15 protein-coding genes and 1 riboswitch are annotated in these 17,962 nt (G+C 39.6%); of the genes, 6 read left to right on the top strand and 9 right to left on the bottom strand.

All coding sequences use genetic code 11. The features are described from left to right. Positions 1-49 precede the first annotated feature (49 nt). The 3 genes from BMX11_RS05890 (at position 50) to BMX11_RS05880 (ending at position 3,065) form a co-directional block, all read left to right on the top strand. Positions 50-961 carry a helix-turn-helix domain-containing protein gene (locus BMX11_RS05890; protein ID WP_090882413.1) on the top strand — a complete coding sequence of 304 codons (912 nt, stop codon included), beginning with the start codon at positions 50-52 and terminating at the stop codon, positions 959-961. 82 nt (positions 962-1,043) lie between these two features. Beyond that, positions 1,044-1,883, top strand: coding sequence for an SDR family NAD(P)-dependent oxidoreductase (locus tag BMX11_RS05885; protein WP_090882410.1), 840 nt, complete (start codon positions 1,044-1,046; stop codon positions 1,881-1,883). A gap of 342 nt (positions 1,884-2,225) precedes the next feature. After that, positions 2,226-3,065, top strand: coding sequence for an oxidoreductase (locus BMX11_RS05880; protein ID WP_090882408.1), 840 nt, complete (start codon positions 2,226-2,228; stop codon positions 3,063-3,065). A 44-nt stretch (positions 3,066-3,109) separates the two neighbouring features. Here the strand turns inward: BMX11_RS05880 and BMX11_RS05875 are convergent, their stop codons facing one another. The 4 genes from BMX11_RS05875 to mutS are packed head-to-tail and all read right to left on the bottom strand — an operon-like array spanning position 3,110 to position 7,422. After that, on the bottom strand, positions 3,110-3,718 hold the full coding sequence (locus BMX11_RS05875) for a thioredoxin family protein (protein WP_090882406.1): 609 nt from the start codon (positions 3,716-3,718) through the stop codon (positions 3,110-3,112). A 4-nt stretch (positions 3,719-3,722) separates the two neighbouring features. Further along, positions 3,723-4,193 carry a TlpA disulfide reductase family protein gene (locus BMX11_RS05870; RefSeq protein ID WP_090882404.1) on the bottom strand — a complete coding sequence of 157 codons (471 nt, stop codon included), beginning with the start codon at positions 4,191-4,193 and terminating at the stop codon, positions 3,723-3,725. Positions 4,194-4,249: 56 nt separating this feature from the next. Then, the gene (locus tag BMX11_RS05865; RefSeq protein ID WP_090882402.1) at positions 4,250-4,756 is read right to left on the bottom strand and encodes a C40 family peptidase; all 507 of its coding nucleotides are present in this window, start codon (positions 4,754-4,756) and stop codon (positions 4,250-4,252) included. A gap of 53 nt (positions 4,757-4,809) precedes the next feature. After that, positions 4,810-7,422: a DNA mismatch repair protein MutS gene (mutS, locus tag BMX11_RS05860; protein WP_090882399.1), complete on the bottom strand. Its 2,613-nt coding sequence runs from the start codon at positions 7,420-7,422 to the stop codon at positions 4,810-4,812. A 293-nt stretch (positions 7,423-7,715) separates the two neighbouring features. On the opposite strand from mutS, the gene BMX11_RS05855 reads away from it, so the two are divergent. Both BMX11_RS05855 and BMX11_RS05850 read left to right on the top strand, forming a co-directional pair. Beyond that, positions 7,716-9,206 carry a PhoX family protein gene (locus tag BMX11_RS05855; RefSeq protein ID WP_175474481.1) on the top strand — a complete coding sequence of 497 codons (1,491 nt, stop codon included), beginning with the start codon at positions 7,716-7,718 and terminating at the stop codon, positions 9,204-9,206. Between the two features lie 68 nt (positions 9,207-9,274). Then, entirely contained in the window at positions 9,275-11,080 is a 1,806-nt protein-coding gene (locus BMX11_RS05850; protein WP_090882397.1) for a cytochrome-c peroxidase, read from the top strand. A gap of 492 nt (positions 11,081-11,572) precedes the next feature. Here BMX11_RS05850 and BMX11_RS05845 read toward each other — a convergent pair whose 3' ends face one another. The 4 genes from BMX11_RS05845 to BMX11_RS05830 all read right to left on the bottom strand — a co-directional run bounded on the left by BMX11_RS05845 (position 11,573) and on the right by BMX11_RS05830 (position 15,105). Next, a complete protein-coding gene (locus BMX11_RS05845) occupies positions 11,573-12,298 on the bottom strand; it encodes a menaquinone biosynthetic enzyme MqnA/MqnD family protein (RefSeq protein WP_090882395.1) in 726 nt (241 codons plus the stop codon). Between the two features lie 159 nt (positions 12,299-12,457). Further along, positions 12,458-13,087: a histidine phosphatase family protein gene (locus BMX11_RS05840; RefSeq protein WP_090882393.1), complete on the bottom strand. Its 630-nt coding sequence runs from the start codon at positions 13,085-13,087 to the stop codon at positions 12,458-12,460. 42 nt (positions 13,088-13,129) lie between these two features. Continuing rightward, entirely contained in the window at positions 13,130-14,323 is a 1,194-nt protein-coding gene (gene mqnE / locus BMX11_RS05835; protein ID WP_090882392.1) for an aminofutalosine synthase MqnE, read from the bottom strand. A gap of 287 nt (positions 14,324-14,610) precedes the next feature. Next, entirely contained in the window at positions 14,611-15,105 is a 495-nt protein-coding gene (locus tag BMX11_RS05830) for a lipocalin family protein (protein ID WP_245738587.1), read from the bottom strand. Positions 15,106-15,228: 123 nt separating this feature from the next. On the opposite strand from BMX11_RS05830, the gene BMX11_RS05825 reads away from it, so the two are divergent. Further along, positions 15,229-16,350, top strand: coding sequence for a trans-sulfuration enzyme family protein (locus tag BMX11_RS05825; protein ID WP_090882390.1), 1,122 nt, complete (start codon positions 15,229-15,231; stop codon positions 16,348-16,350). 168 nt (positions 16,351-16,518) lie between these two features. Here BMX11_RS05825 and BMX11_RS05820 read toward each other — a convergent pair whose 3' ends face one another. Beyond that, positions 16,519-17,520 carry a hypothetical protein gene (locus tag BMX11_RS05820; protein WP_090882388.1) on the bottom strand — a complete coding sequence of 334 codons (1,002 nt, stop codon included), beginning with the start codon at positions 17,518-17,520 and terminating at the stop codon, positions 16,519-16,521. A gap of 211 nt (positions 17,521-17,731) precedes the next feature. Next, positions 17,732-17,842: riboswitch (SAM riboswitch) on the top strand. Positions 17,843-17,962: the final 120 nt, after the last annotated feature.

Here is a 17,962-nt window from a genome sequence, read left to right as displayed (position 1 = left end):
ATTTCAATCTAATCTTACAATATAAGTTTGAATTTTGTAACTTTGATTCATGAGCACCGTAGAATCCCTATCCGACTTTTATCAGAATAAATTTAGTTTCTTACCCGACAACTTGCAGAAAGATGTTGGACACTTTAACGTTTTCAAGTTAGAAGATTGCATTGGCGACAATAAAACACCCATAGCATACAGCAGGCGTGATTTCTATAAAATTGCTTTAAATCGCGGACATAATATCTATCATTACGCTGATAAAAGTATTGAGGTTAATGGTACGGCACTGATGTTTTTTAATCCACAGGTGCCCTACACCTGGGAATGTGCCAGCGGCAATGTATCAGACATAACAGGCTTCTTTTGCATTTTTACTGAGGCATTCTTTTCTGAAAAGATTAGAGGAAGTATCAGTGAATTACCCTTATTTTCTGTTGGCGGAAAGCCCGCTTACATCCTTGACCAAAAGCAGGATATGCAGGTAGAATCTATCTTTCTTAAAATGCTGGAAGAAATCAATACAGATTATATCTATAAATACGATTTATTGAGAAACTATGTCAACGAAATTATCCATTTTGCCTTAAAAACAGAACCTGCGGAAACGCTTTACCGCCACCCAGATGCCAACTCCCGCATTACTTCAGTTTTTGTGGAGCTTTTGGAAAGACAATTTCCAATTGAAAGCCCGGCACAAAGATTTTCTTTGCGATCGGCTAAAGATTTTGCCAATCAACTCTCCGTTCATGTGAACCACTTAAACAGAGCAATAAAAGATACTACCGGAAAAACCACTACCCATCACATCGCCGACCGACTATTAGCGGAAGCCAAGGCTTTATTAAGGCATACCGACTGGAATATTTCAGAAATTGGGTATTGCCTGGGCTTTGAAGAACCCACGCATTTCAATAACTTTTTTAAGAAACAAACCAAATTAAGTCCTACCGCCTTCAGAATTGTTTGAATTTCGTAACCATTAGTTTGATTAGCGTAATCGCCAGCCTTAAACTCTGTACTAACTTTGTCTTAACAAAAAAGATAAAATTATGGACAAGAAAAAGGTTTGGTTTATTACAGGGGCTTCCAAAGGCTTGGGATTATCTTTAGTTAACCAACTATTAAATGCTGGTCAATTTGTTGCGGCTACATCCAGAGATGCGGCGACACTTGCCAGAATTGTAAATGCATCCAATGAAAAGTTTTTGCCCTTAACAGTAGATCTGGCAAGTGATGTAAGCGTTGAGGAAGCTGTTAAAGCCACAATAACCAAATTCGGAAAGATTGATGTAATCATCAATAACGCCGGTTATGGTATAGGAGGAAGCATAGAAGAGCTTACAGACCAGGAAACCAGATCGGCTTTTAACGTCAATGTATTTGGCACACTAAACGTTATCCGCCATGCGATGCCTTATTTAAGGGCACAACGTTCAGGAAACATTATCAATATTGCTTCTATTGCAGGAATTGCAGGCGCTACGGGCTGGAGTGTATATGCAGCAGCAAAATCGGCAGTAATAGCATTATCTGAAGTTTTGGCCGAAGATGTTAAGGATTTTGGCATCAAAGTTACCGTTGTAGCGCCTGGTGCTTTTAGAACCAGCTTCCTAAAAGAAGAATCGTTGGAATTAGCGAAAAACCCAATACAGGATTATGAAGCTGTTAGAAATACGCACAACAGGTATTTAAAAATGGACGGTACACAAGCAGGAGATCCAGAAAAAGCTGCAGCTGCGATGATTGCACTGGTTGCGATGCCTGAACCTCCCCTCCATTTATTGTTGGGTCAGGATGCTTTAGATCGTGCAACCACTAAAATCCAATCTTTAGAAAAAGAATTTCAAAAATGGAAAGCGATGACGATCTCAACAGGTTTCGATCTTTAAATAAGGTTACGGGTTACCTGTTATGAGTTACGGGTACACAAACAACAATTAACTGAAAAGCGCGCCATGAAAAGCATGAAGCATACAAAGACAGGTTTTTCATTAGCTGGATAGGCACCTTGCCCCATAACACGTAACACGCAACCCGCAACACAATTAACCGCAAAGCGCGTCAAATTAGCTAGCGCATCCAGAACTTACAACTTAAAACCTACAACTTACAACTCTTTTAACCGCAAAGTGCGCCAAGAATAGCACGAAGCCCACAAAGATAGGTGTTTCATTAGCTGGATAGGCACCTTGCCCCATAACACGTAACACGCAACCCACAACACAATCAACATGGAAAATCAAAAAGTATGGTTCGTAACCGGCGCCTCGAAAGGCCTGGGTTTAACCTTAGTGAAAAAATTATTAAGCATTGGAAACGGGGTGGCCGCTAGCTCAAGAAGTTTAACAGACTTACAAAAAGCGGTTGGAGATCATCCCAACTTTTTACCTTTATCAGTTAACCTTACTGATGAAAACAGTGTAGAAACAGCCGTTCGGGAGACTATTAGTAGATTTGGACAAATAGATGTAGTGGTAAATAATGCTGGCTACGGAATGCTTGGCGCGCTGGAAGAACTTAGCGACAAGGAAGCCAGGGAAAATTTTGATGTGAACGTATTCGGTTCTTTAAATATCATCAGAAAAGTTCTTCCGCAGTTGCGCAAACAACAATCAGGGCATATCTTCAATATTTCCTCCATTGGTGGATTTTCGGGTAACTTCCCAGGATTCGGTATTTATTGCGCAACTAAGTTTGCTGTTAGTGGCTTTACTGAATCGCTGGCAGCAGAGGTTAAATCATTCGGCATTAAGGCTACAGTAGTGGAGCCCGGATATTTCAGAACAGATTTCCTTTCTTCCGGCTCTTTGGCTGTTCCGCATTCGGTTATTGAAGAGTACAAGGAGGTACGGGAATCTCAGGATGCACACCAAAATCACATTAATAACGAACAGCCCGGAGATCCCGAAAAAGCTGTTGATGTGATCATTGCAGCCGCTGCTTCGGAGAATCCTCCATTACACTTATTGTTAGGTGCTGATGCATACCAACTGGCAAAGGATAAGATAGCAGCTATACAGCAAGACCTTGCTGACTGGGAAGCTTTGGCCACCAATACGCATTTTGTTTAGGCCTTGCCTAACCTAAATTTCGGAGATTTAAAAATCTCCGAAATTTAGGAAGTCTTTTTCCACTTAATTGAGCAGCCAACAGCTTTGGTTGACACTACAGCAGGTTTCTTACCTGCAGATAAGTCGTTGATTGCATTTTTCACATAAGTGATTTGGCTGCTACTTTCGCCTTCAGGATCATTATCAATAGCACCAATATATTCTACTACATTTCCTTTAGGAGTTTTTTGTAATATGAATACATGAGGCGTTCTGGTGGCACCAAATTGTTTGGTTACTACATGATCGGGATCTAACAAATATGGGAAAGTAAAATTCTTTTGTTTGGCCAGAGTCTGCATTTTTTCAAAACTTTCATTCGGCACAACACCAGCATCATTTGGGTTGATGGCTATAACCGGATAACCCTTCGCTGTATAAGTCTGGTTTAATTCTGCTATGCGATCTTGGTAAGCCTGAGCTACAGGGCAAGTATTACAGGTAAAAATGACTACAAAGCCCTTGGCATTTCTGTAATTAGCCAATGAAACTGTTTTATGATCAACATTTTTAAGTGCAAAATCCTTAACCATATCCCCTACCTGATAACCCGCTGTTTGGGCAAACGAATAACCCGAAATCAGCAATAAACCAATTACAATTAATGTTTTCATGTTATTATTTATTAAAGTTTAACCATGCAGCATTTAACTCACCGGCAGTAAATTCCCGCTCAAAAAACTGTCTTTTATCTTTCTTAATAAATAAAGTAGCAGGTATTGCTCCCGACCATTTCGGATCTATTCTTTCAATATAAGCTTGCTGATCTTTCTCGTTCAACAAAAAAACTTCTGCCTTTAATTTCTTCTCCACCACAAATGGTATAACTGCTTTCTGTAGTTTAGATTTAAAATCCAGGCTCACCAAAAGTACTTTCACTGGCTTTTTCAAGTTAGCCCGGTGCAGTTCTTCAAAATGGGGTAATTCTGCCACACAGGGAGAACACCAGGTAGCCCAGAAATTAATTACATAAGTGGTATCCCTTCCATTGGTCAGCCGCTTATCTAATTCATCCAAGCTAAGCAGTTTCACTTGCGCGTTAGCCGAATAAGTAATTAAAGATAAGCATATTATAAAAAACAAACGCATACTAACACAACGAAATTAAGTCCCAATTAGTTTCAACCTTTTTATCAAACAGCGTGTTAATTTACCGAGCCAGATTTAACCAATACCCGTTGATAAGCAGGAAGATTGATATCATCAACAATAACTCCTCTATTGGTACTCGCGTGCACGAAAAAGCCATTATTGAGGTAAACCCCAACATGATCTACATCATTCCCGCCGAAGGAGAAAAAAACCAGGTCGCCTTCCTTTAAACTTCCAAAACTCTTCGCCCTGGCAAAACGGGCCTGATCTCTCGAAATTCTTGGCAGGGTAACGCCATATATTTCCTTCTCTAATAAATAAGCAAAGCCCGAACAATCTATCCCGCTCTTATCTAAACCGCCAAAGCGATACCTAACGCCTGTCCAGTCGTTAATAAAGCGATATAAGGGTTTGCTCTTTAAATTGGCCAATGCATCTGCGGCCTTTGCAGCCTTGGTATCTGTTCTGACCGTGTATTTCCTTGACCCGCAAGAAGAGAGAAACAGCACGAGCGCAATTAAGTAAAAGCCATAAGGCTTAATGCTTAAGGTTCTATTCATATTAAACTATATTTATGCAAATGGCCCAAAGCTTGAAGCCCTGAGCCATTCGATTAATTTTTAATTAACCTTTGGATTTCGTCTAATTTTAATAAGGCTTCCACCGGTGTGAGGGCATTTACATCCAGATTATTCAAGGTGTCTCTAACTTTCACCAAAACAGGGTCTTCAACCGAAAACATTTGCAATTGATAGGCCTGATTTTGCACCTTTTTTATACTATCCTTAATACTTTGTCCTTCTGTACGGTCTATTTCCAGTTTTTTCAGAATTTCATTAGCCCTATGGATCAATTTTGGCGGCATACCAGCCATTTTAGCCACATGAATACCAAAACTATGCTCACTTCCACCGGGAATTAACTTTCTTAAGAAAATCACCTTGTTGGTCATTTCCTTCACCGATACGTTGAAATTCTTAACCCTACCCATGGTATTGGCCAGTTCGTTAAGTTCATGGTAGTGTGTAGCAAATAACGTTTTCGGACGGGCGGTTGGGTGCTGATGCAAAAATTCTGCAATGGCCCAGGCAATGGAAATCCCATCATAGGTACTCGTTCCACGGCCAATCTCATCCAGCAGGATTAAACTGTCTTCTGAAATGTTATTCAAGATACTCGCGGTCTCGTTCATTTCAACCATGAACGTACTTTCTCCAGATGATAAGTTATCTGAGGCACCAACACGCGTAAATATTTTATCTACCAAACCTACATCAGCAGATTTCGCAGGTACAAAAGAGCCCATTTGAGCCATTAGCACAATTAAACCTGTTTGTCTTAATATAGCAGACTTACCCGCCATGTTGGGTCCGGTGATAATGATAATCTGCTGTGAATCTGTATCCAGATAAACGTCATTGGTAATATACTCTTGCCCTACCGGAAGTTGTTTCTCAATTACCGGATGGCGACCACCCTTAATATCCAACACCTTTTCCTTGCTCACATTGGGTTTAGTGTAGTGGTTTTTAGCCGCCAACTGCGCAAAACACAGTAAACAATCAAGCTGGGCAATTAAGAAAGAATTTAACTGAATAGGCTTGATGTAACTTGCCGTTTCATACATCAGTTCATTATATAAACGAACTTCAATATGTTGAATTTTCTCTTCGGCACCTAAAATCTGATCTTCATATTCTTTCAGCTCAGGCGTGATGTATCGCTCTGCATTAACCAAGGTCTGTTTTCTAATCCAGCCTTCAGGAACTTTATCCTTATGGGTATGAGTAACTTCTAAATAGTATCCAAAAACATTATTGAAGGCAATTTTTAAGGACGGAATTCCCGTGCTTTCTGCTTCTCTCTTTTGAATCTGAACGAGATAATCCTTGCCACCGAAAGCGATTTTACGCAGGCGATCTAATTCCTCATCTATTCCATCAGCAATAACATTTCCCTTAATTAATAAGGCTGGTGGCTCTGGTTGTAATTCTCTTTCTATTCTTTCGCGTATTGCTAAACAAGGGTTTAACTGATCTGCAATTTTAATCAGGAATGGATTTTTACTGTTTGCGGCCAGTGTTTTTACGGCTTCAATATGGGTAAGCGCCCTTTTGAGCTGCACCAATTCCCGAGGACCAACGCGTTGCAAGCCGACTTTAGAAATCAACCGCTCTAAATCACCAATTTGTTTAATATGCGATAAAAACTCCTGCTGAAGCTCTTCATGTTGCACGAAGAACTCTACCATACCTAAACGCTCCTGAATGGGCTTAAGCTCCTTTAATGGCATAATGATCCATTTTTGAAGTAAACGCGCACCCATTGGCGTACAAGTGTGATCCAATATATCAAATAACGTAACGGCATTATCATTATTGGAATGCACCAGTTCTAAATTCCGAATGGTAAAGCGATCCAGCCACATATAACGGTCTTCCTCAATCCTGCTGATGGAACTGATATGCTGTAAATTGCGGTGCTCCGTTTCTCCTAAATAATGAAGGATAACACCGGCAGCTACAATACCACTTTGTAAGCGCTCAACTCCAAAACCTTTTAAAGAAGTTACTTCAAAGTGCTTGGTAAGCGTTTCATTGGCGTAATCTGTAGTGTATGGCCATTCATCTAATCCGAAAGTATAGAAACGGTCGCCAAATTGCTCCATAAAAGCCTGACGTTTAGACTTCTGAAAGATAACTTCCGAAGGTTTAAAGCCCTGTAAAAGCTTATCTATGTAATCGGCATTACCTTGTGCAATCAAAAATTCACCGGTTGAAATATCCAGAAATGATACACCAATCTGCGTTTTATCAAAAAATACAGAAGCTAAATAATTGTTAGATTTTTGGTTAACGATATTATCCCCATAAGCCACACCGGGCGTAACTAACTCGGTTACACCACGTTTCACAATGGTCTTAGTAGCCTTAGGATCTTCCAACTGGTCGCAAATGGCAACCCTTTGTCCGGCCCTAACCAATTTAGAAAGATAATTATCTAATGAATGGTGGGGAAATCCAGCCAACTCCAGTGCACCCCCATTAGGCCCCGTACCTCTACGGGTAAGCACTATCCCTAAAATCTGTGCGGTTTTTACGGCATCTTCGCCAAAGGTTTCATAAAAGTCTCCTACTCTAAACAATAACAATGCACCTGGATACTTCGCTTTAATTGCGTTGTACTGTTGCATTAATGGGGTTTCTTTGTTCGTATCTTTAGCCAAAACTGAAATTAATTTTCAAAAGCTATAAAGATAGCATGATTATGGATTGTACAGCGTTTTTGTTGAAAAGTTGAAAGATTGTTTATATTGTTCATTGGTCAGTCGTTCATTAGTCATTGGGAGAGCAGCGTACCCACCGTTCATTCAATCCTTCAATCATTCAAAATTCAATCCTTCTCTCATTCCCTTTCCTTATAATCATTCTAAATTTCTCTATGTAAATTGAATTAACACAACCTTAAATTACAGGCAACATACACAGAGTAGGTTTGCAGGCAACGGAAAACAAAACTATGAACACTTTATCATTTAAAAAGAAAACGCTTGCGTTGTCACTAGCTGCTTTTGTAGCTTCGGCGGTTGTAATTACGGCCTGTAAGAAAAATAACAACGAAGAGGAACCACCAACCACTACACCTATTGCCTTAAAAGATTATTCGGTTAATCCATCGCTGATCAAATCTATGCCGGGTTTTGAAGCCCTGAACATCACCACACTAATCAGTTCGGACGATGTGTTGGCAGAATCACCTAACTTTATTTTTGGCGCTCAACCTGATGGGGCTGGCATTATCAAAAATCCTGCTGGCGAAGGTTTCATTATGATTAACAACCATGAAATCTTACAATCCGTATCGAGGGTTTACCTGGACAAAAACTTCAAACCAGTTAAAGGTGAATACATTGTTGATTCGGACGGCGGTATGACGCGTTTATGTTCAGCAACTATGGCCACTCCAGAAGAGCATGGCTTTGCTAAACCCATCTTTTTAACTGCCGGAGAAAGCGGTGCAGAATCTATGATTCACGCCATTGATCCATTGGCAGCAGCCGATAAGAAAAATAACCAACGTACACTCAGCGCTTTAGGTAGATGGAGTGCTGAAAATGCAGTGCCACTTCCTAAAGGATCTTTTGAAGGCAAAACGGTTATCTTAATTGGTGAAGATGAATCTGATGGGCAATTAGCGATGTATGTTTCTAATACCCAGGGAGATCTTCAGAACGGTAAACTTTATGTGATGAAGCGTAGCAACAATGACCCTATTGAAACCAACATGAGCAAAGGTCAGGCTTACGATGTAGAATTTGTAGAACTGGATAACGTTAAAACCAGTACAGGTGCACAACTTCAGCAACAAACTATTGATAAAAAAGCCTTAATGTTAGCCCGTGTAGAGGATATCGACTACAGAAAAGGAAATGCAGCAAACGGCAGAGAAGTTTATTTCACCGCTACGGGCGTTAGTCAGGGAGATAAAATTACTCCGGTTAGCGGCAAAACCATGTGGGGCCGTGTATACAAATTGGTTTTAGATGCTACCAATCCATTAAAAGGAAAGCTTGAAGTTGCAGTTGATGGCAATGATAACCCAGGTAAAAGCATTGTAAACCCAGATAACTTATGCGTAACCGAAAACTACGTTTACATTCAGGAAGATGGAGATTCATTTTATAAAAACAATGACCATGATGGTACCATCTGGCAATTTGCTCTGGCTTCAAAAACATTGAAACCTATGCTACAAATGAATCACAGAAGAACTGATGCTACTTTTAACGCGAAGTACAATCCCTCTAACAATGTACAACTTAGTACCTGGGAGTATGGCGCAATGTACGATATATCGGCATTAACGGGCATTCCTGAAACATTTGCGGTAAATATTCACCCGCATACCTGGACCAGCGACAAGTATAAAAATGCAGATGGTGGTACCACACGTTTAGTTAATAACAGCGAAGGCGGACAAGTGGTAATTGTTCGTGGAGTAGCTAAATAATATTACTTTTCTCCTATGAAATCCTTCCTGACATCTGTTGGGAGGGATTTCCCATTTTATTTACTTTGATGAAAAACTCGTTTTTAGTACGTAAGCAGAATTTCTTTATAATACTTACTTTGGCCATCCCCATGTTATTGGGCATTTTCTGTAAAATGGATCAGCCAACGAAAGCAGAACAGGCCAAAGCTCATTTTAAAGATAAAGTTTTGTCGCTCCAGCAGCACATAGATAAAAATCTGAATGCAGCTATCCTCAAAAACGATGCTGTTGCTACCCAAAAAGCTTTTATTCAAGTTCGGAGCGACTACAAATACGTAGAGTATTATATGGAGTACTTCTTCCCTTCCACCGCGGTAATGCTGAATGGGGCACCTATAGACGAAATTGAATTGGGCGAAAATCTGATAGAAAATCCTACCGGCCTGCAGGTGATGGAAGAACTCATTTACAGTGATGCTTTTGCTCAAAACAAACCTGAATTACTGAATGAGGTAAAAAAGATGCGCTTGAATCTGGAGAGAGTATTGCGTTTTAATGAACAATATATGCTTACCGATGCCCAGCTTTTCGATGCGGCAAGGCTGGAAATTTTTCGCATTACCAGTTTAGGTATTTCAGGTTTTGACACTCCTGCTGCACTGCAGTCAATACCGGAAGCAGGATCAGCACTGCAAGGAATTAAAAAATTAATGGCTTTATATGGTGATGACCAAACGAACCAGAAAATTGAACTTGCCATTGGCTACCTCGATAAATACCCTGATTTTAATGCTTTTGATCGTTTAGCTTTTATTACCGATTTCTTACAACCAATAAGTAAATCGATGAGCCTCTTACGTAAAAAATTGGGCATAAGCACTGCTGTTAGTGGCTCGGCACTAAACGATGAGGCAGTAGATTTGTTTGAAGCCAGGGCCTTTAATGTTAATCGTTTTGTAGGTAATGCTACAGCTTATATAAGCAATGATAAAATTCTTTTAGGCAGAAAGCTTTTCAACGACCCCATCCTATCTAATCGCGGTACAAGGAGTTGTGCCAGTTGCCACCATGAAGCCCAGGCATTCACCGATGGGCTGCCCAAAGCCGCTGCCATGGATAAGGGGAAATATTTGCTCCGAAATACCACTACCTTATCTTATGCAGGTTTGCAACGTGGCTTCTTTTACGATTTGAAGGCAGGTACTTTAGAAGATCAGGCATTAGATGTGGTTCACCATAAGCAGGAAATGGATGGTTCTCTGCATGAAGCCACTAAAAGAATTAACCAATCAAACACTTACCGGGAAGAGATAAAGAATGCTTATAAAGATAAAAATGGTGATGCTGATCCCTGGAAAATTCAGCATGCATTGGCGAGTTATATACGCTCCCTCTCTCCTTTTTCTTCAAAATTTGATGCCTATGTGAGGGGAGATAAAACCCAGATGAACACCTCAGAAAAGAAAGGTTTTAATTTATTTATGGGTAAAGCCAAGTGCGGAAGTTGCCATTTTGCGCCTATATTTAATGGAACACAAGCACCATTGTTTGCTAAAAGTGAAGCAGAAGTATTGGGTGTTCCAAATCGACCAGATACGGTAAATGCGAAGGTTGATGCAGATTTAGGAAGGTATGCGCTATATAACTATCCTCAGTACAAATATGCCTTTAAAACACCTACACTAAGAAATATTGCCAAAACTGCGCCATATATGCATAATGGTGTTTACCAAACTTTGGATCAGGTATTGGATTTTTATAACCGTGGTGGTGGTAACGGAATGGGTATGCATTTAGAAAATCAAACGCTTTCAGCTGATCCATTAAAATTAACTAAAGAGGAGATCAGGGATATTATATCCTTTCTGCATACATTGGATGACAGAGACTAGTTCATTGGGCGTTTAATGTTTGACCATGTAAGCCACCTAAGAAAAATAAGTCGTAGTGGCGATGCCTTTAATTAAGCTTTAATGTGCTTACATTTCTTAAATGGTTAAAAAGGGCGTTCAATATTAAACCATGTAAGCCATATAAGAAAAAAATAAGTAATAGTGCCAATGCCTTTAATTAAGGTTTATGAGCTTACATTTCTTAAATGGTAAAACAAGGTGCTTAATATTCAACCATGTAAGCCATATAAGAAAAAAATAAACGCTAACGAGTATTAAGCTCCATATCAAGCTTTAATGTGCTTACATTTCTTAAATGGTAAAAAGGCGTTTAATATTCAACCATGTAAGCCATATAAGAAAAAAATAAGTATAGTGGCGATGCCTTTAATTAAGTTTTATGAGCTTACATTTCTTAAATGGTAAAAACATGATGTTTAATATTCAACCAGTGGAGCACCCTGCCCCGTAACTCACATACCCTAAACCCAATTAAAGCTGTTCGATGTACCCTAAAAAAAGCTCCATGGCCTTTTTGCGATCAGGAGTTACCTCAAACTGTAGTTTATGGTAAAGATAATCTTCCAGGTCGAAATTGGGCGTTACAGGCAATGAAGCCAATACTTCTTTTCTATGATCTAAACCATATTTCAACGCCGCATTCAATTCATCTTTAAAAGACTGGTCGATTTCTTTATTGGCCACCCAGGCAGCGTACATAAATGGAAGTCCGGTGAGGTTTTTCCATTCTTCCCCCATATCATAAGCATAGGCATAATCATCTTTTTTGCCAAAAGTTCGATCGCCAATCAGCACTATTGCATCGGTTTCTGCCGACTGATCAGTAGTAAACTCAACTTCCTGTTTCCAATAAAACTTCAGTAATACCTTCGCCAGGTTATTAGAAGTGCGAGAATGGGCATCTAACTTTAAGGTTTTTATCTCCTCTGCCGGAACACTACTAAAAATAAATACAGAATTCACTCCGCCATCGCTGCCAATACAATAATCGGCTACAATATTCGCATTCGGCACCAAGGGAATTGCAGCTACCGGCATCAAGCCAATATCCACTTGTCCATTAATCACTTTAGCCGCGCAATCTGAAGGGATATCTAAACTTAAATCTATTTTATTGATAATTGGAGCGTGTTCTAAGCCGTATATAAAAGCTTTGGTATTGGTATAGGCAACAGCCGATATTTTAATCTTATTCAAGGTGTTATACTAGTGATTAATTTAATGAGTGATTGAGTGAGTGAGTGAGTGATTGAATGATTGAATTTTTGATTGATTGAATGGATGAATGAATTAGTAATGATGGAATAATGCAATGCGGGAATCGCTATTCACATTCTCTCATACAAAATTCTAAAATCAATCATTGTTAATCACCAGACCTTCCAGATGACTCGCATTATTGAACTCCAGCATACTAAATTTGCCATTTTCAAAGCCCACCTTATAGAGCACGGTATTCTGGTGAGGAAATTCAGTCATTTCGCTCAAAGGTTTATTCAATAACAGGCAAAGAAAAACACGCATTGCCCTTCCGTGCATACACAACAAGATTGTTTCTTCTTCTGGCCTGCTCATTAAAATCTGCATGGGTTCTTTTAAACGGTCATACACATCCTGCACACTCTCACCTCCATCAAAATGAGCAGTATAATCGCCCTGTTGCCAGGTTTCCAGCATCAAACGGAAAGCATCGCGAGAATCTTCAGTATTGGCTTTACCTTCCCAAACACCCCAGGCCAACTCATCCAATCCGGTAAGTTGTTCCCATGGCAGTTTCGAATCGATAAATTTCTGCACCGTTTGCCAGGTACGTTTTAAAGATGAGGTATAAATCTTATCAAAAGGAATATCTTTATATTTTTGATAAAATGCCTCCGCTTGTGCTCTTCCAGTATCATTAAGATCGGAATTGATCCCTCTTCCTTGTACTATCCCTTGCCTGTTTAATTCTGTTTCTCCGTGACGAATGATGTATATCTGCTTCATATATTAATGAGTGAATGATAGAATGAGTGAATTACTGTGTGATTAATTCACCACCGGTAACTTATAATACTGTGGCTTCTTTTCCTCTTCAAACACTACATTTTCAAAGTCGGTTACTACATTATATAAGGTATCTCTCTCTATTGCTTTTCTACCAACTTGCTTAATCAGGTTTACCAATTCGCGCGTACTCATCGCTGGGGTTTGCTCTTCAGCTCCAGCCATAGAATAGATTTTTGTAGTATCATCTAGTGTACCATCAATATCATCCACACCATAGTTCAACGAAAGTTGGGCTGTTTCTCTGCTGATCATCGCCCAATAAGCTTTAATGTGATCAAAGTTATCCATGTAAATACGAGCAATGGCATAGTTTCTTAAATCTTCAATTACTGAAGATTCAGCCACGTTCGACATTTGATTATGCTGATTCCTGAATTTCAGAGGAATAAAAGTCTGAAAACCACCAGTTCTATCCTGCAGCTCACGTAATTTATCCATGTGATCTACACGATGTCTGAATTCTTCAATATGACCGTAAAGCATTGTTGCATTACTTCTCATTCCCAGTTTGTGCCACTCTTCGTGAATAGCCAGCCACTGTTCGCCTGTACATTTATCTTTAGCAATCTGCTCTCTAATCTCCGGATGAAAAATTTCTGCACCGCCACCTGGCATCGACTCCAAGCCAGCTTCCTTCATCATGCGCATTCCTGTTGCGTAATCTACTTTGGCTTTTTTAAAGATATAATGATATTCTACAGGCGTTAAAGCCTTAACATGTAATTCTGAACGATGATTTTTGATGGCCGTAAAGAGTTTCATATAGAAATCCATATCGTACTGCGGTAAAACACCACCCACTATATGCACCTCGGTTACAGGCTCGCCATCGTACTTTTTCACAATATCCAACATCTGATCCATTGTAAGCGCCCAGCCCTCTTCCTTTTGCTTAATTAAGCGGGAGTAAGAACAGAATTTACAATCGTAAACACAAAGGTTAGTAGGTTCTAAATGGAAGTTGCGGTTAAAATAGGTTTTATCACCGTGTTTTTGCTCTCTGATAAAATTGGCTAATATCCCCAAATAGCCGAGTTCGGCATTTTCATAAAGGTAAACACCTTCATCAAAAGTAATCCGTTCTTGTTTAAGAACTTTTTGCGCTATGTTTTGTAATTCAGTTGATAATGAAGTATCAGCTAATATTTTTTCAACCTGCTCAGTTGTATTCATTCCTGATTATTTTGAACAAAAATACAATAATGAGGGGATTTGAAAATCATTTTCTTGTAACAAACCGCTATTTATAGGCTTTCTATAGAATATCGATAGGGCGAAGCTGAAGTAAAATGGAAAAATGTAAGGTGAATAATCTTGAAGAAATTCGAGATTGTAGCATCGACTAAAAAATTCCGGCTTTGACCATGAATTAAACCCATGATGTTTCACTAATAATTGAGCATATAAACAAAAAAGCACCTCTTTTCAGAGATGCTCGCTGTTTTTCATAGGTAGGAATACTAGTTAGATGCAGGAGAAAAAGTCAAAACGATGTTTGCCGTTTTGCCACCAAATTCAATTGGCGATTTCATCACCATGCTTCCTTTTGAAAGTTGTGTTAAAACCAAGCGATAACCTTCGGTTACATTCTTTGCTTTATCGCCTTCAAATATTTTTTTAAACTGGAAAGTTTCTTCCGATGGTGTAGCCGACCAGAAAATAGTTTGCATGGCCGAACCACATGCGCTTGATGCAGGTAAAGTATAAGATCCGTTACCGCTATTGGTTAATTTCCAGGTACTGCCCTGAAAACATTTGTAAGACTTTTCGCCAAATAAACCTTGTACAGCCTGATCTGGCAAGCCCTCTAAAGTAACACTGTTGAGCACCCAGGTACCTACAACAGTACCTCTACCGCCATTAATACCAGTAGTTGCATTTTTGGTTGATGAACAGCTTTGTAACATCACCAATGTAGTACATGCTATCGCAATAGCTATAAAAAATCTTTTCATTTTAGTTTATTTTATAATTCGGCAAATTGATTACATAAATCTTGCCAAAACATTTTTACAAAGAAACTTTGCTTGAAATTGTTAAATTGCCCGCTCAAAATTTCTCTTTAAATACAAATCATCATGAAACCCGAAACCCTTGCTATTCACGCCTCTAATCTTGTAAAAAGTGCTACTGGTGACGTTACTCCCCCAATCAGCTTGTCGACAACATTTTTTCGGGATGAAGAAGGTGGCTACCCGGGTGGTCATATGTATAGTAGGGTTAGCAATCCAAACCGGTCTGCTTTAGAAAACACTTTAGCTCAATTAGAATACGGTGAAGACGCTGCCGCATTTTCTTCTGGAAATACAGCAGGAATGTCCTTATTTCAGGCCCTAAAAGCCGGAAGCCACATTATTGCACCAGATGACATGTACTGGGGATTTAAAAAGCAATTATTAACCATTTTTGAAGGGATCTTAACATTTGATTTCATCGATCAGACTGATCTGAACCTTGTTAAAGCCTCTATAAAACCGAACACCAGGTTAATCTGGACTGAAACACCATCTAATCCGCTACTAAAGGTAACCGATATTGAAGCTATTGCTACAATTGCCAAAGCGAATCAAATTACTATGGCCTGCGACAGTACTTTTGCTTCTCCGATTCTACAGAACCCAATCCGCCTGGGTGCCGACTTAGTGATGCATAGCAGCACCAAATACCTGGGTGGCCACAGTGATATTTTAGGCGGCATCTTGGTTACTGCTAAAAAGGATGAACTTTGGGAGCGGATCAAAAACGTACAGCAAACGGGCGGTGCAGTACCATCGCCCTTTGATTGTTATCTATTAACGAGGAGCATCAAAACTTTGGCCTATCGCATGAAAGGTCATTGCGAGAACGGGAAAAAAGTTGCCGAATACCTCAATGAACATCCACAGGTAGAGGCCGTATTTTATCCAGGTTTGGAAAGTCACCCACAACATGAAATTGCTAAAAAGCAAATGAAGGATTTTGGCGGAATGATGTCATTTTTAGTAAAAGGTGATGTAGAATCCGCCAGAAAGGCTGTAAACAAGGTTAAACTTTTTGCACAGGCGACTAGTTTGGGCGGTGTAGAAAGTTTAATCGAGCATCGTTTCTCTGTTGAGGGACCAGACAGTAAAACGCCTAAAAATTTACTCCGCATTTCCGTTGGCTTGGAACACGTGGATGATATCATTGCTGATTTAGCACAAGCGCTTGCATTTTCATAATGGTTCGTATACTGCAGAACATGAATTGATCGATCTCCCTGGTCCGTGACACACGGACCAGTAAATCTTCCACCGCCATCGGTATGTGACACACGGACCAGCAATATTTAATAATGAATAATGGCCTGAGGGGATATGATGATGGTCCGTGTGTCACGGACCATGGGTTTATTTAGGATTACAAGCCGTCACTAATTTAATACTATAATCAGGATTTAATGGCTCATTGGTTTGTGCTAAACGTTGAGATCCTGTATTTGCAGGGCAAGCAATATCACCAGCAGCATCATAAATAACTGTGTTTCCACCAGCTACCAGCTCTTTAGGAACGTAAACCTGCACTTTCGTTACTGAATACCCGGAAGGAAAATAACGTACAAAATAACCATCAGGGTGTTTGGTCCAGATTCCACTTGGTACATCCGCACGTGGCGGGGCCATGCCGGCAATGATGGCATATTTTTCCATATCAGCATAAGTGTAATTACCTGAGGATACCAACTGACGGATGTTATTTTCAGCCTCAAAAACCGCCCTGACACCTTCAGGGAGCTGATCTTTGGCTTTTTGCATGACATCAAAAGGCAATATACCCAATGCCCCACCCTCTAATTGGGTTAATTGTTTAGGGCTAAGTAATTTAACTGCTGTTAATTTCACTTGCCCAGCATAATCGGCAAATTTTGTTCTGGCAATAATCGTCCAGAGTAATACCTGGATATCATGCTGTTCTACGTCCTGATGCTTTTCTGCACTTTTCAAAACAGCCACTACAATATCTTCTTTAGGGCCTAAAACTGGTGCAAACATGTATCCATCCCCTTTTGATGGGGCAAATGTACCCGCCTTTAAACAATAACTCTTGTTGGTGATTTCGTAGTAACCCTCGCACAATACATATCCCCCTTCAGGCGCTTTTGGAAGCAAGTAAAGCGGTTGAAACTTCTCTTTGGATTTGAAATCAGGCATCATCTCGCCCTCCCGGTTAACATCTTCAAAACTTGTGGTGATGGCTGCAGGTTGCTTCAAAAAGCGATCAACCCCCAAGGCCTTCGCGCCTTGCGCTGTTCCTACTTTTAAGAGTTTATCTTTTAACCCACCAAATTGGGCTTGAGCGGTAAATACGGAGATAGAAAGTGATAATGCAATTAATATAGATTTTGTTTTCATGGATATAGAGTGATTAGATAAGGACAAACATAAAATTTTGAGATTAATTTACAGTTATATTAATCTGAACGTTTTATCTATCAAAATTACGAATTTGATTTTCAGCTATTTAATTATTTTTCAAAATTTAATTTGGCAAATAAAAATATAATTCAGACATTTGAAATATTATTTGGCAGAGAAGCTAAATAAAAGTCAATCTAGACAGGTTGATTTATAAAGAAGTGGCGAGAGACTGGCTCTAAGACCCACTGGCAACCCTCAGAAAGAGAAGGTGCCAATTCCTGACCGAGTAACATGGAGTTATTTGGAGATATAAATTTAAACTGATGAAAATAATAAATCTTCAATCGCTAAGCGAACCCAATCTAAACTTTAAAAAGGTAGAAAATTCTTCTGTTTCTTTTATTTGTTATGATATGCAAGCGATTACTTGTATGTG

Source organism: Pedobacter rhizosphaerae (assembly GCF_900111155.1).
GTDB lineage: Bacteria > Bacteroidota > Bacteroidia > Sphingobacteriales > Sphingobacteriaceae > Pedobacter > Pedobacter rhizosphaerae.
Note: the sequence above shows the minus strand (reverse complement) of the source record. Positions and strands in the feature narration are given on the sequence as shown.